Annotated in this window: 18 protein-coding genes; 10 read left to right on the top strand and 8 right to left on the bottom strand. The window is 65.0% G+C overall.

Annotated elements, in window-relative coordinates; all coding sequences use genetic code 11:
- Window positions 1-134 precede the first annotated feature (134 nt).
- A complete protein-coding gene (locus VPH40_RS16765) occupies window positions 135-3488 on the top strand; it encodes a S41 family peptidase (protein ID WP_328573999.1) in 3354 nt (1117 codons plus the stop codon).
- A gap of 5 nt (window positions 3489-3493) precedes the next feature.
- Here the strand turns inward: VPH40_RS16765 and VPH40_RS16760 are convergent, their stop codons facing one another.
- From VPH40_RS16760 to prpR, 5 genes are all read right to left on the bottom strand, one after another.
- Window positions 3494-4213 carry a LytR/AlgR family response regulator transcription factor gene (locus VPH40_RS16760; RefSeq protein ID WP_328573998.1) on the bottom strand — a complete coding sequence of 240 codons (720 nt, stop codon included), beginning with the start codon at window positions 4211-4213 and terminating at the stop codon, window positions 3494-3496.
- Complete coding sequence (locus VPH40_RS16755) at window positions 4210-5274, bottom strand: sensor histidine kinase (RefSeq protein WP_328573997.1); 1065 nt, start codon at window positions 5272-5274, stop codon at window positions 4210-4212. The genes VPH40_RS16760 and VPH40_RS16755 overlap by 4 nt, the downstream gene beginning before the upstream one ends.
- Before the next feature lie 3 nt (window positions 5275-5277).
- Window positions 5278-6150, bottom strand: coding sequence for an alpha/beta fold hydrolase (locus VPH40_RS16750; protein ID WP_328573996.1), 873 nt, complete (start codon window positions 6148-6150; stop codon window positions 5278-5280).
- Window positions 6151-6240: 90 nt separating this feature from the next.
- Complete coding sequence (locus VPH40_RS16745) at window positions 6241-7167, bottom strand: phytanoyl-CoA dioxygenase family protein (RefSeq protein ID WP_328573995.1); 927 nt, start codon at window positions 7165-7167, stop codon at window positions 6241-6243.
- Window positions 7168-7192: 25 nt separating this feature from the next.
- Window positions 7193-8818: a propionate catabolism operon regulatory protein PrpR gene (gene prpR, locus VPH40_RS16740; protein WP_099665044.1), complete on the bottom strand. Its 1626-nt coding sequence runs from the start codon at window positions 8816-8818 to the stop codon at window positions 7193-7195.
- Between the two features lie 212 nt (window positions 8819-9030).
- On the opposite strand from prpR, the gene VPH40_RS16735 reads away from it, so the two are divergent.
- Complete coding sequence (locus tag VPH40_RS16735; RefSeq protein ID WP_328573994.1) at window positions 9031-12693, top strand: sensor domain-containing protein; 3663 nt, start codon at window positions 9031-9033, stop codon at window positions 12691-12693.
- 176 nt (window positions 12694-12869) lie between these two features.
- Here the strand turns inward: VPH40_RS16735 and xth are convergent, their stop codons facing one another.
- The gene (gene xth, locus VPH40_RS16730) at window positions 12870-13634 is read right to left on the bottom strand and encodes an exodeoxyribonuclease III (protein WP_328573993.1); all 765 of its coding nucleotides are present in this window, start codon (window positions 13632-13634) and stop codon (window positions 12870-12872) included.
- A gap of 569 nt (window positions 13635-14203) precedes the next feature.
- On the opposite strand from xth, the gene VPH40_RS16725 reads away from it, so the two are divergent.
- The 4 genes from VPH40_RS16725 to VPH40_RS16710 are packed head-to-tail and all read left to right on the top strand — an operon-like array spanning window position 14204 to window position 15816.
- The gene (locus VPH40_RS16725; protein ID WP_034751548.1) at window positions 14204-14575 is read left to right on the top strand and encodes a hypothetical protein; all 372 of its coding nucleotides are present in this window, start codon (window positions 14204-14206) and stop codon (window positions 14573-14575) included.
- Between the two features lie 10 nt (window positions 14576-14585).
- Window positions 14586-14774, top strand: coding sequence for a DUF1653 domain-containing protein (locus VPH40_RS16720; protein WP_034782199.1), 189 nt, complete (start codon window positions 14586-14588; stop codon window positions 14772-14774).
- 33 nt (window positions 14775-14807) lie between these two features.
- On the top strand, window positions 14808-15278 hold the full coding sequence (locus VPH40_RS16715) for a CreA family protein (protein ID WP_077401094.1): 471 nt from the start codon (window positions 14808-14810) through the stop codon (window positions 15276-15278).
- Between the two features lie 10 nt (window positions 15279-15288).
- Complete coding sequence (locus VPH40_RS16710) at window positions 15289-15816, top strand: hypothetical protein (protein ID WP_328573992.1); 528 nt, start codon at window positions 15289-15291, stop codon at window positions 15814-15816.
- Window positions 15817-15914: 98 nt separating this feature from the next.
- On the opposite strand, the gene VPH40_RS16705 is transcribed toward VPH40_RS16710, so the two are convergent.
- Window positions 15915-17408: a leucyl aminopeptidase gene (locus VPH40_RS16705; RefSeq protein WP_328573991.1), complete on the bottom strand. Its 1494-nt coding sequence runs from the start codon at window positions 17406-17408 to the stop codon at window positions 15915-15917.
- Between the two features lie 67 nt (window positions 17409-17475).
- Here VPH40_RS16705 and lptF point away from each other — a divergent pair, with 67 nt between their 5' ends.
- Genes lptF through VPH40_RS16685 form a run of 4 tightly spaced genes read left to right on the top strand, consistent with a single transcriptional unit; the run spans window position 17476 to window position 21159 of the window.
- A complete protein-coding gene (gene lptF, locus VPH40_RS16700; protein WP_077401100.1) occupies window positions 17476-18621 on the top strand; it encodes an LPS export ABC transporter permease LptF in 1146 nt (381 codons plus the stop codon).
- A complete protein-coding gene (lptG, locus tag VPH40_RS16695) occupies window positions 18618-19787 on the top strand; it encodes an LPS export ABC transporter permease LptG (RefSeq protein WP_289900075.1) in 1170 nt (389 codons plus the stop codon). Before lptF ends, lptG begins: the two co-directional genes overlap by 4 nt.
- Complete coding sequence (locus VPH40_RS16690) at window positions 19787-20194, top strand: sirohydrochlorin chelatase (RefSeq protein ID WP_099665039.1); 408 nt, start codon at window positions 19787-19789, stop codon at window positions 20192-20194. Before lptG ends, VPH40_RS16690 begins: the two co-directional genes overlap by 1 nt.
- On the top strand, window positions 20191-21159 hold the full coding sequence (locus VPH40_RS16685) for a Stealth CR1 domain-containing protein (RefSeq protein WP_328573990.1): 969 nt from the start codon (window positions 20191-20193) through the stop codon (window positions 21157-21159). The genes VPH40_RS16690 and VPH40_RS16685 overlap by 4 nt, the downstream gene beginning before the upstream one ends.
- Here the strand turns inward: VPH40_RS16685 and VPH40_RS16680 are convergent.
- Window positions 21156-21806, bottom strand: coding sequence for a hypothetical protein (locus VPH40_RS16680; protein ID WP_328573989.1), 651 nt, complete (start codon window positions 21804-21806; stop codon window positions 21156-21158). The two genes, VPH40_RS16685 and VPH40_RS16680, sit on opposite strands and share 4 nt — an antisense overlap.
- Window positions 21807-22013 lie beyond the last annotated feature (207 nt).

Here is a 22013-nt window from a genome sequence, read left to right as displayed (position 1 = left end):
AACTATTATGCAAATTGCCTTGTTTAAAAAAAGGTATTGCTTTTGCATCAGCTATGCAAGAATCGGGATCCCGGTGTCGGCCATGCCCCGCATCGTTTCCATGACCGCTGACTGCTCGTTGAAAGACTGCCTACATGAAAATTTCCCGTACTCTCGCCTTCCTCTTTTTTTCCGCCGGCTTGCTGGGGAGCGCTGCCGCCGCTGCCGCGCCTGCCAGCAGCTACTTCCGCTTTCCCGCCGTGCGCGGCGATACCGTCGTCTTCACGGCCGAAGGCGACTTGTGGAAAAGCAATCTGCGCGGTGGCGCGGCGCAGCGTTTGACCACGCATCCGGGCTATGAAACGAATGCGGCGATTTCGCGCGACGGCCAGTGGATCGCCTTTTCCGCCGCCTATGAAGGGGCGCAGGAAGCGTATGTGATGCCGCTGGCAGGCGGCTTGCCGCGCCGTATTTCGTACGACAATGGCGGCGTGCTGGTGCTGGGCTGGACGGCGCAGGGCGAAGTGCTGGTCAGCACGCAAAATACGGACGGTCCCGCGTCGCGCCGCATCGTTGCCGCCATCGATCCCGTGAAACAGACGCGCCGCGTGTTTCCCGTGGCCGACGCCAACGATGCCGTGCTCGATGACGCCGGCAAGACGCTGTTCTTCACGCGTTTCGGCCTGGCCATGACCAACGACAATGTGCGCAACTACCGGGGCGGCGCGCATGCCGTCCTGTGGCGCTATGACCTCGATGGCAAGGGCGAGGCCGTGCGCATGCACGCGGAGCCCGCTGTGTTGGCTGGCAACAACAAGCGCCCCATGTGGTGGCAGGGCCGTGTCTACTATATCAGCGACGCGGGCGGCAGCGACAATCTGTGGAGCATGCTGCCCGACGGCTCCGACCGCCGCGCATTGACGAGCCACACGCAGTGGGACGTACGCAATGCGTCCCTGGGCGATGGCAAGATCGTCTACCAGCTGGGCGCCGATTTGCACGTGCTGGACCTGAACGTCCCGGCAACGGGCGCCTCGCAGCCGCTGGCCATCAGCCTCGTGTCCGATTTCGACCAGCAGCGCGCGCGCCAGATCCGCTCACCGCTCGATACCTTGAGCAATGTCCAGGTGTCGGGCAAGGATGAGCGCATCATCCTTACTGCAAGGGGCCGTGTCAGCATCGCCGGCACGGGCAGCCTGCGCCGCGTCGACATCGCCATTCCGGAAGGGGCGCGGGCGCGCGACGCCGTCTTTTCCAGCGACGAGAAATCCGTCTTCGCCATCGTCGACACGAGCGGCGAGAATGAAATCTGGAAGTACGCCGCCGACGGCTCGGGCAAGGGCGAGCAGCTGACGACGCAGGGCGATAATCACCGCTGGAAACTGTATCCGTCGCCGGACGGGCGCTGGCTGGCCCACACGGATAAAAAAGGCCGCTTCTGGCTGCTGGACCTGGCGACCAGGGGCAACCAGCTGATCGACGACGCGGGCAAGGCGGGCGTGGACAAGCATGACGAAGTGCAATGGTCGCCCGACAGCCGCAACCTGGCCATCGTGCGCGTGGCCAGCAACGAGCAGCGCGAGCAGATCGGCTTGTACAACCTCGCGTCGAAGCAGCTGCAATTCGTCACCAGCGACCGCTACACGTCCGCTTCGCCCGTCTTTTCGCCGGACGGCAAGTGGTTGTATTTCTTGTCGGCGCGCAATTTTCAGCTGGCCAACGGTTCGCCATGGGGCGACCGCAACATGGGGCCTGTGTTCGACAAGCGCACCGGCGTGTATGCGCTGGCGCTGCAGCCGGGCAACCGTTTCCCGTTCCAGCCCGACGATGAGCTGAGCCGTCCGGGAGTGAAACCGCCCGAGACGGACGATGAAAAGGCGGCCGAATCGGCGGCGGAAAAAGCGCTGGAAAAGGCGGGCGGCAAGGGTGCTGTGAAAAAGGCGCCGGCCGCATTGCCGGCCATCGTCAGCCAGGGCCTGGCCGAACGCCTGTATGAAGTGCCGCTGGCGGCGGGCAATTACAGCGCGCTGGCCGCCGATGACAAGCGCCTGTATTTCCTCGAGCGGGACAGCGGCGAAAACAAGTCCAGCCTGAAGACCTTGGCGATTGGCAACACCGGCTCCAAGCCGGAATTGCTGGTGGCCAATGTGCGCGAATTCGACCTGGCGCAGGACAAGAAGCATTTGTACTACCGTACGGCGGCGGCCACGGGACCGGGCGAGATGCTGGTGATCGAGGCGGGCGCCAAGCTGCCGGCCGACCTGTCGAAGGCCAAGGTCAAGGTCGACGACTGGACTTTCGTGTCGAATCCGCGCCTGGAATGGAAGCAGATGTTCAACGACGCCTGGCGTTTGCACCGCGATTTTCTCTACGACGCGAAGATGCGCGGCGTGGACTGGAAGGCGGCGCGCGACAAATATGCGCCGCTGGTCGAACGGGTCACGGACCGCGCCGAACTCAATGACTTGCTCGGCATGATGGTGGCCGAAGTGGGCGCCCTGCATTCGCAGATACGCCCCGGCGAATTGCGTCGCACGGAGCAGGAGGGCATGCCGGCGGGCTTGGGCGCCGTGCTGGCGCGCACCAGCGACGGCTACCGGGTCGAGCATGTCTACCGCAGCGAAGCGGAGCTGCCCTCGGCGCGCGCACCCCTGTCGCGGCCCGACGTGGACGTGAAGGCGGGCGACGTGATCACGGCCGTCAACGGCAAGGACGTCTTGGGCGCGCGCGACATCAGCGACCTGCTGCTGAACCAGGCTGACAAGCAGGTGTTGTTGCAGGTCAAACGGGGCAAGGGGGCGCCGCGCGCCGTCATCGTCACGCCCGTCAACATGGCGAAACAGACGGCGCTGCGCTATGGCGACTGGGAATTGAGCCGCGCCGAGCAGGTGGCGGCTGCCTCGCAGGGACGCATCGGCTACCTGCACCTGCGCGCCATGGGGCCGAACGACATCGCCTCGTTCGCGCGCGATTTTTATGCGAACGTCAACCGCGAAGGCCTGGTCATCGATGTGCGGCGCAACAACGGCGGCAATATCGACAGCTGGATCATCGAAAAACTGCTGCGCAAGGCCTGGGCCTACTGGGCGCCGCCGGGCGTGCAGCCGTCGTCGAACATGCAGAATACCTTCCGCGGCCACCTGGTCGTGCTGGTCGACGAACTCACGTATTCGGATGGCGAGACCTTCGCCGCCGGCATCAAGGCCCTGGGGCTGGCGCCGCTGGTGGGCAAGCGCACGGCGGGCGCGGGCGTCTGGCTCAGCGACAATACGCGCCTGGCCGACAATGGCATGGCGCGCGTGGCGGAAAACGGCCAGTTCGGCATCGATGGCCAGTGGCTGATCGAAGGCGTGGGCGTGGTGCCGGACGTGGAGGTGGAAAATCCGCCGCACGCCACCTTCAATGGCGCCGACCGCCAGCTGGAAGTGGCGCTCGACATGCTGGCGAAAAAGCTCAGGGAACAGCCGCGCCCCGCCTTCCAGGCGCAGCCGATCCCCGCGCTGAAGTAGTCCCGCTACAGGCCGCAGGCGGCCTTGAACTGTTGCGCGCGGCGGCGCGACACCTCGACCACGCTGCCGTCCAGCAGGTGCAGGTCGAGGCCATCGGCCGCATTCGGCGCCACTTGTGCCACCTGCGCCAGGTTGACGATCTGGCGCCGGTTGGCGCGCAGGAACAGGGCGGGATCGAGCTTTTCTTCCAGCTGGTTCAGGGTGCGCAGCATCAGCGGACGCTGCGCGCCGAAATGCACGCGTGTGTAGTTGCCTTCCGATTCCAGCAGGCGGATATCGTCAAACGCCACGAACCAGCAGCGCTCCCCATCCTTGATGAAGACTTTGCGCGGCGCGGGCGGCGGCACGGCCTGCGCCCGCGCGCCGGCGCGTGCCAGCGCCGTGGCCAGGCGTGCCGCCTGCACGGGTTTTTGCAGGTAGTCGAGGGCGCTGACCTCGAACGCCTGCAGCGCGTACTGGTCGAAGGCCGTGCAAAAGATGACGTCGGGCGCATCGTCGAGCGCGGCCAGCAGGTCGAAGCCGGAGCCGCCCGGCATCTGCACGTCGAGCAGCAGCAGGTCGGGCCGCAGCTTGCCGATCTGCGCGACGGCGTCGGCCGCGCTGGCCGCCTCGCCCGCGATTTCCACGGCACCGCGCTGCACATGCGGCGCCAGCAGCCGTCGCAGTTCGGCGCGCGCCAGGCGCTCGTCATCAACCAGCAGTACCTTGAGCGGCTGGCCGTTCATGCCCGCTCCGGCAGGTGGATGGTGGCGTGCACCCAGCCCGCCTGTTCGCGCAATTCCAGGCTGGCGCGCTCGCCGCAAGCCAGTTGCAGGCGCTGGCGCGCATTGCGCAGGCCGACGCAGGTAGAGTTGCCCGGTTCGCGCAAGGCACCCGTGTTGGCCACGTCGATCTGCAGCATGGCCGCGCCGTCGGCGGGGCTGGCGCGGCGCACCGCGATGCGGATGTCGGCGCCCTCGGCGCTCGCTTCGACGCCGTATTTGACGGCGTTTTCCACCAGCGTCTGCAGGGCCATGGGCGGCACGCGCACGTGTTCCACGTCGGGCGCGCCGATTTCGATCGCGAAGCTGACGCGCAGGCGTTCCTCGAAGCGTATCTGTTCGATGGCCAGATAGGCGCGCACGGCGTCCAGTTCGGCCGCCAGCGGCACCGTGGCGTGCTGGCCCGATTGCAGCGCGTGGCGCATCAGGCCTGCCAGCTGGTCGATCATGTGCGCGGCCGCTTCGCGGTCTTCGAAGATCAGCGCGCGCACGCTATTGAGGCTGTTGAAGAAAAAATGCGGATTGACTTGCGCCTGCAGGGCGCGCAGTTCGGCCTCCCGTCCGTGCAGCTGCAGGCGCAGGGTTTCCGCTTCCAGGCGAGCGGCGCGGCGCAGCGACAGCGCGGTGAAGTAAAACACCGTCCAGGTCAGGAAGACCCCGAACCAGAACAGCAGCGCGCCAGGCAGCCAGGCGATGCCGCGCAGGATGTCGGGCGGATACATGACGTGGAAGACGGCCGTCACACTGGCCGTCTGGATGGCGGCCAGCAGGATCAGCGACGGCACGATGCGTTTCCAGCGCAAGCCGTTTGCCGCCCAGCCGCGCCGGCGCAGCACGCCATGCCACAGGTGCGACAGCAGCAAGCCGCCCAGCGATCCCCAGCAGGCGATGGTCGCGACGATGCGCAGTTGCGAGGAGCCGCCGTACACGCTGTTGAACAAGGCCAGCGCGCCCCAGCCGGCCAGCTGGAAGGTCCAGTACCAGTCGATCCGAGCCAGCAGCGGTGGGCGGTGGGGTGGCGTCATGGCTCAACGCAGGAATTGTTCGATCTGGCCGAACATCCAGTCCGGCTGGTCGTACATGATGAAGTGGCGCGCCGTGTCGGCCAGCGCGATCTGCACGCCGGGCAGCTGGCGGTACTGCTGCTGGAACGTGGCCTCGATGGCGGCGCGCGGCGCGTAGTCCTTGTAGGCGATCCAGGTGCCCAGCACCAGGGTGGGCGACTGCACTTTCGCCACGTCCTGGCGCAGGTCGCTGGCCATCAGGGTGCCCATGGCCTTGATCACCGTTTCGCGGTCCGAGCGCTGGCCCCAGCCGATGATGCGTTCCACGTCGGCCGGCGCGCTGGCCATGGCCGCGACGGTGCGGTGCTGACTGGCGCTGGCGGCCGCCGCATCCTGGGCCCGCATGGCCGCCTGCATCTGCTGCGACATGGCTTGCAGCTGCTCCGGCGTAATGGTGGGCAGCTGCGTCGCGCCCAGCGCCGGCAGCGAATCGACGATCACCAGCTTGCCCGTTTGCGCCGGATGGTCGATGGCCATTTTCAGGGCCAGGAAGCCGCCCAGGCTATGCCCGATGATGGCCGGCTGGCCCAGTTTGCGGGTGCCGATGTAGTCGGCCAGCTGCTGTTCCGCCTGCGCCAGCAGGTCGCCTTCGATGGGTGCCACGCCGGCAAAGCCGGCCAGCGTCAGCACATGGCATTGGCGCGCGGCTTGCGGGCCGCACAGGCGCGCCACCGTGGCTTGCCACACTTCGCCCGAGGATGCGAGGCCGGGAATCAGGATCAGGGGACGGCCTTGTCCGGTGACCTCGACCGTGAAGGCCTGGGGCGTGGCGGCCTGGCTGGCGCCCGCCAGCAGCGCCGTACTGAGCAAGATCAATGTTTGCAGTGTTCGTTTCATGGGGTACTCCTCCTTGACGACCATGCTAGCGGCGCCGGGAACGCGCGGCCAGCGCCGCGGGATGAGCGGCGCCAGGACGGGATGAACGGTTCAGATCCACCCATCGTGGTCCTGGCAGTGATCCGGATGGTAGGTCAGGTATTGCACCATGCGCGGCGCCGGGCCGCGGTTGGGCGTGGCGCAATGGGGCAGGGCCTGGTGCCAGATGATGAAATCGCCGGCCATGCCTTCGACGGGCACGGGCCGCAAGTCCTCGACGGCCCATTCGCGCGGCTGGCGCCCTAGCGGCACTTGCCGCAGCCAGCCGGCCATGCGGTGCTGGAAGCCGGGCACGCAGTGGAAGGCGCCGTGTTGTGCCGGACAGTCGCTCAGGTACAGCATGCCTTGCAGCTTGAACGGAATCGGCTGCTGCAGGCTGACGTCCCAGTGCAGGGCGCTGCCGAGGAAGCGGTGCTGCGGCGTTTCCGGAGCATTGAAGCTCACCTTGTCGATGCTGGCGTAGATGCCGGCGCCAGTGCCGTACAGCTGCTGGTAGGCGTGGCGGATGTGCGCAACGTGGCGGTTTTCCTCGAGGGCCGGGTGGTCGGAAAACTGCAGCATCAGGCCCCGCTTGCCCGGGTGCGGCTGGTACCACGATGCCGCATCGTCCGGGCTGGCGCCCAGGTAGTCCCAGATGGCCGCCCGGGCGGCGGCGCACTGCGCGCGCGGCACGGCGCCGCGCAGCACCAGGTAGCCGTGCTCCTCGAAATGGCGCAGTTCGGCGGCGGACAGCACGTCCTCGTGCGGACTGCCGGCGTGGGCCGGGCGTGGGCGCGTGCGCGCGGCGATCCAGTCCGTGTAGGCTTGCAGGGTCGGCCGTTGCTGATACAGGAAGTGCAGCGCGTCTTCCATCGAAATGCCGCGTGCGTACAGCGCCTTGATGTCGCTGTGGTCGCGCGCCAGTCCCAGGTTGCCGCTCGCGGCGCCTTGTCCCGTGCAGCGCTGCCATAAATCGTGCAAGTGAGCCCAGTCATCCATGGTGTTTTTTGTCTGGTTGGAAAAATCAGCCGGCGCGCAGGCGGCGCCACAAGGTGGTACGGCTGATGCCGAGGTACTGGGCGGCGGCGTCGCGGCGCCCGCCGAAGCGCGCCAGCACGGCGCTGGCGCTTTCGTCTTCCAGGCGCGGCGCGACGGCGGTGGCCGGCGCCGGCGGCAGCGCCGCCGTGCCGGCAGCGTTGGCCAGTTCCGGCGCCACGCCCAGCACGAAGGCGGGCGTCAGCGCCTGCAGCGGTTCGGCGGCCAGGAACAGCGCCAGGCGTTCGGCCAGGTTGCGCAGTTCGCGCACGTTGCCGGGCCAGTCGTAGCGGCGCAGCAGCGGCGCGCAAGCCTGGATTTCCGCGTGCAGGTTGGGATGCGGACGGGCGCCCAGCGCAGCCAGCGCGTTTTTCAGCGACCATTCGGCCAGGCCGGGAATGTCGCTGGCGCGTTCGCGCAAGGCGGGCAAATGCAGGCGCAGCACGGCCAGGCGGTAGAACAGGTCGGCGCGGAAGCGTCCTTCGCGGATGCGCTGTTCCAGGTCGCAATGCGTGGCGCTGATGATGCGCACATTGATGGCGATGGGCCGCGTGCCGCCCACGCGCACCACTTCGCGCTCTTCCAGCACGCGCAGCAATCGCGTTTGCAGGGCCAGCGGCATTTCGCCGATTTCGTCGAGGAACAGGGTGCCGTGGTTGGCCGCTTCGAACAGGCCCGCATGGCCGCCCCGGCGCGCACCCGTGAAGGCGCCATCTTCGTGGCCGAACAGTTCCGATTCCAGCAGGGATTCGGCGATGGCGCCGCAATTGATGGCGATGAAGGGCCGGTTCGCGCCCAGGCTGCGCGGGCTTTCACGGTGGATCGCCTGCGCCACCAGTTCCTTGCCGCTGCCCGTCTCGCCCTGGATCAGCACCGTCGCCGGCGAGCGGGCATACAGCACTACCGACTGGCGCAGCGCTTCCATCGCTTCCGATTCGCCGCGCAAATCGTGCAGGCCGTGGCGCGCGCGCAGGGTGTCGGCCACCACCGCGCGCCGTCCGCGGTTCGATTCGATCTGGGTCAGGCGCGCCAGTTCCAGCGCGTCGTCGAAGGCGCGCCGGATGGCCGTGGCCGAATACACGAAGACGGCGGCCAGTCCCGCTTCCTCGGCCAGGTCGGTGACGAGCCCCGCGCCGACGACGGCCTTGACGCCGGCCGCCTTCAGTTCATTGATCTGCGCGCGCGCGTCTTCCTCTGTGGCGTAGGTGCGCTGCGCGATCTGGAAGCCGAAGGTGGCGGCAAATTCGGCCAGTTCCGGCATCGGGTCCTGGTAGGTGACGACGCCGATGTGCGGCGAGATGCGCCGCGCGCGCGCCAGCGCCTGCATCACGTCGTAGCCGCTGGCCTTGGCGATGATGACCGGTACCGACAGCCGGCCTTTCAGGTAGGCGCCGTTCGAACCGGCCGCGATGACGGCGTCGCAGCGCTCCGTGGCCATGCGCTCGCGGATGTGGCGCACGGCGTCGTCGAAACCCAGGTTGATCGGTTCGATCGTCGCCAGGTCGTCGTATTCGAGCGTGATGTCGCGGAACAGGTCGAACAGCCGCGAGACGGAGACGGTCCAGATGACGGGTTTGTCGCGGTGGTCGAGCGGAGGTTGGGGAGGGCGGCGCATGCTTTATTCTAAACGATTTGTTTCAATTTCCAGCCATGCAACGGCGTTGCAACGGGCGTGTTGCAGGTGGTCTGTGGTGTTTCAGATATTGCCAATAAGGAATATGAAAAAACCGTGGGAAACTGGTTTATGATCTAGCAGCACCATGATGCTTGTAAGAATCTTTTTCCCAGGCGCATGTTTATCTTGTCCTTAACCGTCCCATGGTGTCCATGAACCGCGTACCGACCAGTCCCGATTTCATCGCCGATGCCTTGCAACTGATCGCCTTGCCGGCCTGCGCCTGCGATGCATGCGGCATGGTGGTGGCGGCGAATGGCGCCTTGCAGGCCCTGCTGGGCCGGGATATCGCGGGGCGGCTGCTGGCCGACTGCTTTACGGACGCCTACCGCGCGTCGAGCACCAGCATGCTGCGCGGCGCGCTCGGTGCGGCCGGGCGCGAGCGGCACTGGGACAGCAGCCTGGAAGGGACGGCGGGCGCCATCGCCGTGCAGGTCTGGTCCCGGCCTCTGCTGGTGGACGATGGCTTGCCCGGCGCGACCCTCGTGTTTGCCGACATCCGCGTGCAGCAGCGCGACCAGCACGCCTTGCGCAAGACCCTGCTCGAGCAGCAGGCCATCCTGGAAAGCGCGGCCGTCGGCATCGTCTTTTCCAAGGGCGGCTTCATCGAAGAGTGCAATATCCGCGCCGCCGAGATGCTCGGCTACGCGCGCCACCAGTTGACGGGCATGCCGGGCGCGGTGCTGTACCGCTCCGCCGAGCATTGCCGCGCCCTGGGACTGGAAGCAGCGCCGCTGCTGTCGAAGGGCAAGCCGTACCGCACCGAACTGGAACTGCGGCGCCAGGATGGCAGCTTGTTCTGGAGCCGCCTGCACGGGCGCGCCGTCGACCCCCTCAATACGCATGACGGCACGGTCTGGATCATCGAGGATATCAGCGACCACCGGCGCGATGAAGACCAGTTGCGCCGCGCCATGCTGGAAATGCAGGCCGTGATGGATAACGCGCCCCTGGCCATCGGTTTTCAGCGCGACAAGGGCGTGCTGCGCTATAACCGGCGCTTCGCCGAATGCTTCGGCTTCGATGGCGACAGCGGCGTGGGCATGGCCGTCGCCGACCTGTATCCTTCGCGCGCGGCGTATGAAAATGTCGTCAGGCAGGCGTCGCCCCTGCTGCGGCGCGGCCAGCCGTTCCAGGGCGAGATGGAGATGCGCCGCCGCGACGGTTCCACTTTCTGGGCGCTGGCGTATGGCTATGTCCTGAATCCGGAGAGCCAGACGGACCGCGGCCTGCGCGACACGATCTGGCTATTCGACGACCGCAGCGCGCAGAAGGCGGCCGAGGAGGCGACGCGCCAGCTGATGCTGGAGCAGCAGGCTATCCTCGACAACGCCTCCGTCGGCATCCTGTTTTCCCGTTCGCGCCTGGTCCTGCGCTGCAATCCCCGCTTCGCCGAAATGTTCGGCTATGCGCAGGAGGAGATGACGGGCTTGCCCGCCGCCGAGCTGTTTCCCTCCCCCGCCGCCTACGAGGCGTTTGGCGTGCAAGCCACGCCGCTGCTGGGACAGGGCTTGCCGTACGAGCAGGATGAATCGCTGTTCCGCCGCCGCGACGGCAGCCTGTTCTGGTGCCGCATCCGCGCCAAGGCCGTCGATCAGGCGCACAGCGAGCAGGGCGCCATCTGGATACTGGAAGACGTCACGGCCAGCCGCCAGACGCAGATGGAAGTGGCGGCCATCATGACGAATGCCTCGGTGAGCATCCTGTATACCAAGAACCGCCAGATCACGCGCTATAACCTGGGCTTTGCCGCGATGTTCGGCTACAGCGGCGACGAGGCGCTGGGCTTGCCCGGGCGCGCGCTGTACGTGTCGCAGCAATCCTATGAATTGCTGGGCGCGGCGGCCTTTCCCTTCCTGTCCGTGGCCAAGCCCTTCCAGACGGAAGTGGAAATGATGCGCCGCGACGGCAGCACCTTGTGGGCGCAGCTGATCGCCTATGTCGTCAATCCCGACGATCCCGCCGCCGGCACCATCTGGATCATCGAGGACCGCACGGAGGCCAAGCGCGCCGAAGAATCCCTGCGCAACGCGCTGCTGGAAAACCAGGCCATCCTCGACAGCGCCGTGCTGGGCATCTCGGTGGTGGAGGGCGGCCACAATTTGCGCGCCAACAGCAAGATGGAAGAGCTGTTCGGCTATGGGCCCGGCGAGATCAACGGCCTGTCGGTGCAGGCCCTGTATCCGGACGTGGCCGCGTGGAAGGCGGCGCGCGGCGAGACGGCGCGCGATTTCGATGCGGGCAGGGTGCACATGTCCGAATACCAGCTGGTGCGCAAGGATGGCAGCCGCTTCTGGGCGCGCCTGTCCGGCCGGCCGTTCGACCTGGCGCATGCACATGGCCGTTCCGTGTGGCTGGTCGACGACGTGACGGCGCGCCGCGAGGCGGCCGAGGCGGTGCGCCGCGCACGCGACGAGCTGGAATTGCGCGTGCAGGAGCGCACGGCCGAACTGGCCGGCGCCAACCTGCTGCTGCAGGGCGAAATCGTCGAGCGGCGCCAGGCCGAGGCGCGGGTGCATCACATGGCGTACCACGACAACCTGACGGGCTTGCCGAACCGCGCGCTGCTGTCGGACCGGCTGGAGCGGGCCATGCTGGCCGCGCAGCGCTCCGGGCGCAAGCTGGCCGTGATGTTCATCGACCTGGACCGCTTCAAGACCATCAACGATTCGCTGGGCCACATGACGGGCGACCTGCTGCTCAAGGAAGTGGCCGCCCGGCTGTGCGGCGCCGTGCGCGCCAGCGACACGGTGGCGCGCCTGGGCGGCGATGAATTCGTCGTGCTGGTGCCGGGCATCCGCGGCAGCGACGAAGCGGCGCACGTGGCCGAGAAGGTCATCGAGGCGCTGACGCCCGCCTTTCCGCTCGACGGCCACGTGCTGCACGTGACGCCGTCAATCGGCATCTGCCTGTATCCGGACGATGGCGGCGATGTCGACGCGCTGATGCGCCATGCGGATGCGGCCATGTACCACGCGAAGGGCAATGGCCGCAATAATTACCAGTTCTTCACGCAGACGATGAACCAGGCGGCGGCCCTGCACTTCGACCTGGAAAGCAGCTTGCGCACGGCGCTGGCGCTGCAGCAGTTCGAGCTGTTTTACCAGCCGGTCATCGATATCGCCACGCGCCGGCTGCACGGCATGGAAGTGCTGCTGCGCTGGCGCCGTCCCGGCCACGGCCTGGTGCTGCCGGATCGCTTCATCCCCATCATGGAGGAAAACGGCTTGATCGTGCCGGTGGGCGAGTGGGTGATGCGCCAGGCGTGCGAGCAAAGCATGGCCTGGCAGCGCCAGGGCTTGCAGCCCGTGCCCTTGGCGGTGAATCTGTCGCCGCGCCAGTTCATGCACAAGGGCTTGGTGGCGGCCATCGGGACCGTGGTGCGGGAAACGGGCATCGATCCGGCGCTGCTGGAATTCGAGATCACCGAGACGGCGCTGATGCAGCACGGCGAACATACCTTGGAGATTTTGCGGCAGATCAATGGCATGGGCTTGCGCCTGTCGATCGACGATTTCGGCACCGGCTATTCCAGCCTGGCCTACCTGAAGCGCTTCCCCGTGAAGAAGGTCAAGATCGACCGCGCCTTCATCAAGGACCTCGAACACAGCGGGGAAGACCGCGCCATCGTGGCGGCCATCATCGCGCTGGCCGACAGCCTGCAATTGTCGGCCGTGGCCGAGGGCGTGGAGACGGAAGAGCAGTTCGCCCTGCTGCAGGCGAACGGCTGCCGCTATGCGCAGGGCTATCTGTTTTCCGCGCCCGTGCCTGCCGTGAACGCACAGGCCTTGCTGGAGCGGATAGCCATTAGTTAATCAATCGTCGCCACGACGGGCGCGTGGTCGGACGGCTGTTCCCACTTGCGGGGCGAGTGTTCCACTGTCGATGATGCGCGCCTTGTCTAGTCGATGGTGGCCACGACGGGTGCATGGTCGGACGGCTGTTCCCATTTGCGGGGCGAGTGCTCCACTGTCGATGATGTACGCCTTGTCTAGTCGATGGTGGCCACGACGGGCGCGTGGTCGGACGGCTGTTCCCACTTGCGGGGCACGCGGTCGATGACGCACGCCGTGCAGCGGGCGGCGAGGGCGGGCGAGAGCAGGATGTGGTCGATGCGCAGGCCCTTGTTCAGGCGGAAGCCCAGTTGGCGGTAATCCCACCAGCTGAACGATTTGTCCGCCTGCTCGAACAGGCGGAAGGCGTCCGTCAGGCCGATGTCGAACAGGCGCTGCAGGGCGGCGCGTTCCTTGTCCGACACCAGTACCTGGCCGGCCCAGGCGACTGGGTCGTGCACGTCGCGGTCGTCCGGCGCGATGTTGTAGTCGCCGACGACGGCCAGCTGCGGGTGCTGCTGTGCTTCTTCCGCCAGCCAGTCGTGCAGGGCGGCCAGCCAGCCCAGCTTGTACTCGTACTTGTCCGAATCGACGCTTTGGCCGTTCGGCACGTAGGCGCAGACGACGCGCACGCCTTTGACGGTGGCGGCCAGGATGCGCTGCTGCGCATCTTCATAGCGCGGGTTGTTCTTCACCACGTCGGTGATCGGCAGCTTCGACAGGATGGCCACGCCGTTGTAGGTTTTCTGGCCGCTGAAGACCACCTGGTAGCCGGCCGCCTCGATTTCGGCGACGGGAAACTTGTCGTCCGTGAGCTTGGTTTCTTGCAGGCAGAGTATGTCGACCGGGTTGTCCGTCAGCCATTGCAGCACTTGCGGCAGGCGCACTTTGAGCGAATTGACGTTCCAGGTGGCGAGTTTCATGGGAAAAATCCTTGCTTGAATTGGTATCGATAGGCGCGAATCTTACCGCATGCGTGTCGCCGGCGTCCTGCGCTGCCTGGCCGGTGCGGGCTTTATTTACTTGCCGGGAAAAAGAGGGCAAATAAAATATTTATACTTAACCAATCGTGGCGCATGAATATTATGTTTTTGTGTATCATTGATCAACCCCTATGTTTGATTTGGCATAAGTGGCTGGCGCGGCAGGATGCGTCTGGCCGTTTAACGCGACAAAGGTGTAAAGTTTCTCGCTAAAACGCGATAAAAACTACTAAAATGGCACCGTGTAACAACTGTGTCATACGGCTTTGTTACAGCCAAGTTAAGAACCGAACAGGAAGCAGTTGTAATTAGTTGTAATTGCTATTCCGATTACATGACCACTGTGCCGGGGACGGAGTGTCAATTCCGTCCTTGGCGCCGCCAGACTTGTTATATAAATTGCAGTACTATATCTATGAGACTGTTTTGCGACATCAATAGATGGTACTATTTTGAAATGTTGCAGTTTTAATAGTGAGACTTGCGCGTAGCATTTGCAAAGGAAGAAAATGCGAACTGCATTTGAAGCGTGGGCGCAGCGTGACGGCCACATTGTGCGGCGAAGAGAAGACAAACCGGATGAGTACCTGATTTTCGAGACCCAGCGCCGCTGGGTTATCTGGCAGGCTGCTCTGACGCATGGCAAGACGGCTGCCAAGCCGCGCGTGAGCGCGGCCGAAAAGGCGGCGAAAGCCCAGCGCGCGCTGGAAATGTCTTCCGATGAAGCGACCGTGCGCAACAAGGTGCTCAATGAGGTGCTCGACGCCTTCAGCGGCGCCGATGGCGCGGCCGGCATGGAAGGCATACTGAAAGTGATCCAGGGCCTGAAGCAGAAGCAGAAGGCACTGGCCGACGACAAGAGCGAAGATTCCACGGCTTGAGGGGACGGCGATGCGTTATCGGCACTACAAGGGCGGCATTTATGAACTGGTGTGCGAAGCCACGCTGGAAGCGGATCTGACGCCGATGATCGTGTATCGCGCCGCCGACGGTTCCATCTGGACCCGGCCGAAAGACGTGTTCTTTCAACTGATCGAAGTCGAAGGCGTCATGGTCCAGCGTTTCGCTCCCATCAACTGATGGCCGCCTGCGTGCGTGCCCGGGATACTCTTCATGCGTAAATTGCTGCCTGCCGCTCTGGTGCTGGGCCTTGCCTGCGCCGCGGCGCAGGCCGAAACCATCGGTTCGGTCGACACGGTGTTCAAACTGATCGGCCCTGACCACAAGATCGTCGTCGAAGCGTATGACGATCCGCGCGTCGCCGGCGTCAGCTGTTATCTGTCGCGCGCCAAGACGGGCGGCATCAAGGGCGCCGTCGGCCTGGCCGAAGACAAGGCCGATGCGGCCGTGGCGTGCCGCCAGGTGGGGCCGCTGCAATTCAAGGGCAAGCTGCCGCGCCAGGAAGAAGTGTTTACCGAGCGTGCCTCGATCTTCTTCAAGCACGTGCGCGTCGTGCGCATGGTCGACAGCAAGCGCAATGCGCTGGTCTACCTCGTGTATTCCGACCGCCTGATCGAGGGCAGTCCGAAAAACAGCGTCACCGCCGTCGCCGTGCCTGGCGACCAGCCGATTCCCGTCCGTTAAGCGAGCTCCCATGCGCGTGCCGCTGTCTGTTCCCTTTGCCGCCAGGACGCTGCTGCTGTTGGGCCTGGGCGGCTGCGCCACGCTGACGGGCAACACCGAGCAGATGGTGCTGGTGCAAACCATCCAGGACAACCGCGAGCTGACGGGCGCCGGCTGCATCCTCAGCAACGACGTGGGCAAGTGGTTCGTTACCACGCCCGGGCGCATCACCATCCGCAAGAGCCAGGAACCGCTGAAGGTCGATTGCCGCAAGCACGGTTCGCCCGCCATCGCGACGGACGACCACATCGATCCCAAGCTCAATGGCAGCGTCTGGGGCAATGTCATCCTGACCCTGGGCGTCGGCTATTTCGTCGACCGCAACACGGGCGCCGGCTTCGACTACCCGTCCATTTTGACCATCGTCATGCAGGACCCCGCGCGCCTGGCGCCGCCGCCCGCGCCGATTTCAGCGTCGCCGCCGGCCGCCGCCGTGCCGGAAGCGGTGGTGCAGCCGAAAGTGGCGCCGCTGCCGATTCCCGATCCCGTCGTCTACTGATTCAAACGTACATAAAAAAACCGCCATGGTCGCAAGACCTGGCGGTTTTTTGTGCCTGGCGATGCCGATAGCGCAGGGCGCTGCCGGCAAGCGTCAACTTACACGCGGTTGATCAGGAACGTCGTCAAGAGTGGCACTGGACGGCCGGTCGCGCCCTTCGAGCCGCCCGACTTCCACGCCGTGCCGGCGATGTCCAGATGCGCCCAGGTGTACTTCTTGGTGAAGTTTTCCAGGAAGGCCGCTGCCGTCACCGAACCGCCGCCTGGCGTGCCGATGTTGGCCAGGTCGGCGAAGTTCGACTTCAGCTGCTCGTTGTACGCCTCTTCGATCGGCATGCGCCATGCCGTGTCGCTCGACTGCTTGCCCGCTGCCAGCAATTCATTGGCCAGCTGGTCATGCGCCGAATCGCTGCGCGTAAACAGGCCGCTGTTGTGGTGGCCCAGGGCGACGACGCAAGCGCCCGTCAGGGTGGCGATATCGACCACGGCTGCCGGCTTGAAGCGTTCGGCGTAGGTCAGCGCGTCGCACAGTACCAGACGGCCTTCGGCGTCCGTGTTCAGCACTTCGATGGTCAGGCCGTTCATGGAGGTGACGATGTCGCCCGGCTTGGTGGCGCGGCCCGAGGGCATGTTTTCGCACGCGGCGATGACGCCGATGACGTTCAGCTTCAGGTTCATTTCGCCGATGGCGCGGAAGGTGCCCAGGACCGAGGCGGCGCCGCACATGTCGTACTTCATTTCATCCATGCCAGGACCGGCCTTGATCGAAATGCCGCCCGTGTCGAAGGTGATGCCCTTGCCGACCAGGACCACTGGCGCATCCTTGGCCTTGCCGCCCATGTGTTTCAGGACGATGAACTTCGGCGGCTGCTCGCTGCCGTTGGTGACGGACAGGAAGCTGCCCATTTTCAGCGCTTCGAGCTGTTTGCGGTCCAGCACTTCGACTTCGAACTTGTAAACCTTGGCCAGCTGCTTGGCCGTGTTGGCCAGGTAGGTCGGATTGGCGATGTTCGCCGGCAGGTCGCCCAGGTTGCGCGTCAGGTCGGAACCGTTGGCGATGGCGATGGCTTGCGCCAGCGCGCCGCGCGTGGCTGCCGTTGCAGGCGCCGCCAGGACGATCTTGCGCACGCCTGCCGGTGCCGGATCTTTTTTGCTTTTTTGCGAGTCGCAGCGGTATTCGCTGTCATGTGCGGCTTGCACCACGCAACGGATTGCCCAATTTACGTCGCGCTCTTTCACTTCAGTCAGCGGTAATGCGATAATGGCGTCCGCAGCGCCCAGCGAGCCGAAGGCCTTCAGTGCGGCTTGTACGCCGGTCGCGAAGCTTTTTTCGCTGACAGCGTCATCGCTGCCCATGCCTACCAGCAGAACACGTTCGGCGGCGACGCCATCGACTGCGCGCAGCAGCAAAGTGCTGCCAGGCTTGCCGCTGATGTCGCCGGACTTCAGCGCAGCCGAAATCGCACCCTTGCTGTCCAGCGATTTTGCCGCTGGCGACAGTTTTTTGTTTTCGAATACCGCAACCGCGATGCATCCGCTTTTGGCCGTGCCGAGGGTGCTCTTGGTATCGAATGCTTTTATGCTAAAGTCCATTTGGTTCTCCGTTTTCATTTACTAGTAACGTGTTACTCAACTAACTGACCCGAATTATAAACTCCGAATGATCTTTCAACGCGCCCTTCGACGTGAATTGGCTAGTGCCGCCGGGGCCACCTTCACAGTTTTGTTCAGCATCCTGCTCACCTGGATGCTGATCGGTATTCTCGGCAAGGCGGCGGGCGGCAAAATCGCGTCGTCCGACGTCATGTCGCTGATGGTTTTTTCCGCCCTGATGCAGCTGCCCACCATCCTCATCCTCACCGGTTTCATCTCGGTGCTGATGGTCGTCACCCGCAGCTACAAGGAGTCGGAGATGGTGGTGTGGTTCGCCTCCGGCCTGAGCCTGTCGCGCTGGATCTGGCCCGTGCTCAGCTTCGGCCTGCCGCTGGTGCTGGCAACCGGCATCCTGAGCCTGTACGCCACGCCGTGGGCGCAAAAGAAGAGCGATGAATACGTGGCGCGCTTCGAGAAGCGCGAAGACCTGCAGAAAGTCACGCCTGGCCAGTTCCGCGAATCGGCCGGCAGCAACCGCATCTTCTTCGTCGAGGGCGTCAGCGGCGAGAAGACCGTGGTGCAGAACGTCTTCGTCAATACCGTCGATGAAAAAGGCAGCGCCGTCGTCGTCGTCGCCAAGGAAGGCGTGATCAACACCGACGCCAAGGGCGAACGCTTCCTGGTGCTCAAGAGCGGCCGCCGCTACCAGGGCGTGCCGACGCAGGCGGACTTCCAGACCATGGAATTCGAGCAGTACATCATGCGCATCGAGAGCAAGCAGCAGGAACTGGGCGCGGAACTGGGCGTGCGCGCCATGAGCACCATGGCGCTCATCGCCGAGCCGAATCCCTACACCATGGCCGAATTGCTGTGGCGGGTCAGTGCGCCCCTGATCGGCCTGATGCTGATCCTGCTGGCCATTCCGCTGGGCTTTGTCAATCCGCGTGCCGGCAGTTCGACCAATTTGATCATCGCCCTGCTGATTTTCTTTACGTACAGCAACCTGATCAAGGTCATCGAAGCGAGCGTGAAGCAGGGCCGGCTGACCTTCGGCCTGGCCTGGTGGCCGCTGCACCTGCTGGCGGCGCTGGCCGTGGTGGGGCTGTTCGCGTGGCGCCTGAATGTGAACCACCGCTATCATCCGCTGGTCCTGCTGGCGGCTTTCAAGCGCGCGCGCCGCGCCGGCAACACAAGTAAAGCGGCATCGAAATGAAGATTTTACAGCGCTATTTTGCGGTCTCGATATTCCAGGCGGTGCTGTTCGTGCTGCTGGCCTTCCTGGCACTGCAAGCCTTCATCGACCTGACGGGCGAACTGCCCAAGGTGGGGCGCAACGGCTACACCATCCAGTATGCCTTCCTGTACGTGCTGGTGCTGGTGCCGGGACACGTGTACGAGGTGATGCCGATCGCGGCGCTGATCGGCACCATCTACACGATGGCGCAGTTTGCCGCCAGCTCCGAATTTACCATCATGCGCGCATCGAGCATGTCGACGGCGATGGCGGCCGGCTTCCTGTTCCGCATCGGTATCGTCTTCGTCGTCATCACCTTCATCTTCGGCGAGTTGATCACGCCGCGCACGGAACCGCTGGCCGAACGCCTCAAGCTGACTTCGCGCGGCGCGGCCGTGTCGAGCGAATTCCGCTCCGGCCTGTGGACCAAGGACATGGTCAAGAGCGAGGGCTTGACGGGCACCGTCACCGGTTCGCGCTTTTTCAATGTCGGCGAAGCGCGTCCGGACGGCCAGCTGAAAAACGTCAAGCTGTATGAATTTGACACCGATATGCGTTTGCGCACCTTGACCGTGGCCAAGGGAGCTACGTATCAGGGCAATAATATCTGGCGCCTGACCGAGGTGACGGAAACGTCGTTCTCGAACAGCGCGGCCGCCTCGCCCGGCTTCGAGCCGAAGCTGGCGAACTACTATGGGCAGGAAACGAGCCTGGTGCGCACGGTGCAAAGCGCCAGCAAGGACATGACGTCGGAAGTGACGCCGAAGATCCTGACGGTATCGGCGTCCGATCCCGAGCGCATGTCGGCCAGCGAACTGGCCGTGTACACGCGCCACCTGGCCGAGAACAAGCAGGAAACCGAGCGTTTCCGCATCGCCTTCTGGAAAAAACTGATCGATCCGCTGGCCATTTTCGTGCTGATGGCGCTGGCGCTGCCGTTCGCCTACATGCATACGCGCAGCGGCGGCATCAGCCTGAAGATCTTCATCGGCATCATGATCGGCGTTAGCTTCATGCTGGTCAACACCCTGTTCTCGCATCTTGGCCTGCTCAGCACCTGGCCGGCCTTCCTGACGGCGGTGGCGCCGAGCGCCCTGTACCTGCTGCTGGCGCTGGGCGCCCTGTGGTGGGTGGAGCGGCACTGATGGAGACGAACGTGCAGCAGGCGCTGATCCTGTTTGCCCATGGCGCGCGCGCCGCATCGTGGGCCGCGCCCTTCGAGCGCCTGCGCGACCTGACCCAGGCGCGCATGCCGGGCACCGGCGTGCACCTGGCCTTCCTGGAGCTGATGTCGCCGCGCCTGCCCGAACTGGTGGCGACCCTGCTGGCCCAGCTGCCCGCCGGCGCCATCCTGGACGCCACCGTGGTGCCCGTGTTCCTGGGGCAGGGCGGGCATGTGCTGCGCGACTTGCCGCTGTTGCTGGAAGAATTGCGCCAGCAGCATCCGGCGCTGCGCCTGAAGGTGGTCGAGGCGGTGGGCGAGAACGCCAGCGTGCTCGCCGCCATCGCCGATTACTGCGTGGCGGCGCCAGGCTCCAGCCCTCTGCCTTGAACGGCATCGACATCGTCTACCTGTGGGTGGACGGCGCCGATCCCGCCTGGCGCGCGCGCCGGCAGCAGGCATATGCCGCCTGGGCGCAGGCGCATCCCGGCCAGCTGGCCCTGCACGGCAACGTGGCGGGGCGCTACCGCGACAATGGCGAACTGCGCTACAACCTGCGCGCGCTCGAGCGCTTCTTCCCCGGCCACGGCCACGTCTACCTGCTGACGGACCGGCAAGTGCCCCGCTGGCTGCGTGCCTCGCCGCGCCTGACGGTGATCGACCATGCCAGCCTGATGCCCGATGCATCCCTGCCGGTGTTCGATTCCGGCCATATCGAATCGTATCTGCACCATATTCCGGGTTTGTCCGAGCGTTTCCTGTATCTGAACGACGACGTATTTTTCGGCGCGCCGTTCGAACCCGCATTCTGGTTTGGCGGGGAAGGGGACGGGCGGTTGAGTGTTTTCACGGAGAGCGCGCTGCAGGATGAGCTGCAGGGCTTGCGCGCCGACGTGGCGGCGCCCGTCAATTGCGCCACCTTGTCGCGGCAATGGCTGTCGGCGCAGTACGCCGATTACCGGCATGAACCGCGCCTGTATGCGCATGCGCCGCGGCCCATGCTGAAAAGCGCGCTGCAGGTACTGGAAGGGCTGGCGCCGGCCATGTTTGCCGGCGTGCGCGCGACGGTGTTCCGCTCGTGGCAGGTGCCGGCCTTGCTGCCCGACCTGGTGCCGCGCTGGATGGTGCATCAGGGGCTGGCGCGCTCGCGCATGCTCGACCCGCTGCATATCGCCAGCGGCGATGTGCAGGCGCCGCAGCAGCTCGAGGAGCTGGCGGCGCGTTTCGGCAGCTTGCCGTTTTTCTGTATCAACGATACCTGCGACGAGGCCGAGGACGACGACCCGCGCCTGCTGCGCGTGGCCGCTACCTTGCAGCGGCTGTTGCCGCTGCCATCCTCGTTTGAACTGGGCTAGGCCAGCTTTGTCTTCGGCGCCAGGCTGATGCGGGCGGCGGCCGCGCTGTCGGACAGCGAAGCGAGGAACAGCAGCAGATAGGCGCCCAGTTCGAAGACTTCCTCGCCCAGCAGCGCATAGGCGTCCGGCATGCCATGGAAGACCTTCTTGTCGAAGGGCCAGCCGGCAACCATCAGCAAGCCGCCGATGGCCGTCAGGATGGTGATGCGCATGCTGAAAATCTGCGGCGCATGGGCAAATACCTTGCGCGCGCGCGGTGCGAAAAAGATCAGCACGCGTATCAATATCAGCAATTCCACCACGCGCAGGGCTTTTTCCAGCTGCGCCCAGGCGGGCGCCGTGCCGAACTGGTCGATATCGAGTTCGCGCAGCAGGAAGCCGAACAGCAGGGCCGACAAGCCGGCATGCATGAGGAAACGCAAGGATTGGCGGTCAGTCTCTTGCCAGGCGCGCGTGCCGTGCACGCTGCAGGCCAGGGCCAGGAACAGCGCCTGCAGCCATTCCAGTAAGTGGTTTTCATCGTCGATATTCGGGAACACCGTCCACAGGGCGATGGAGGCGAGCATGCTGAGCAGCACAGCGCCGGCGACGCCGGCATTGCTGCGGCTGAGCGAAGTCAGGGCTTCGCGCACGGAAGAGAAATTCATTGTTGATTGTGACGGCTCAAGTTGCGCGGCGCGGTATTGCAGCCTGCGGGCGCAGCTTTTTTCGGGGAGATTGCCGGGCGGCTCCCGTCAGCCGGGAGGCCGCGCAGCAAGCGCTATGGCGGGGCGAAGCGTGATTTTCTTGCTATCACGCAACAACTTCTCGAGAAAAGATGCGTGAGCATCGTATCATGTTTCCTCGGAAGACGT

The sequence above is a fragment of the Janthinobacterium sp. P210005 genome, from assembly GCF_036231865.1.
Classification (GTDB): domain Bacteria; phylum Pseudomonadota; class Gammaproteobacteria; order Burkholderiales; family Burkholderiaceae_D; genus Janthinobacterium; species Janthinobacterium kumbetense.
The sequence above is the reverse complement of the archived record's forward strand: the minus strand, read 5'-3'. Positions and strand labels throughout refer to the sequence as shown.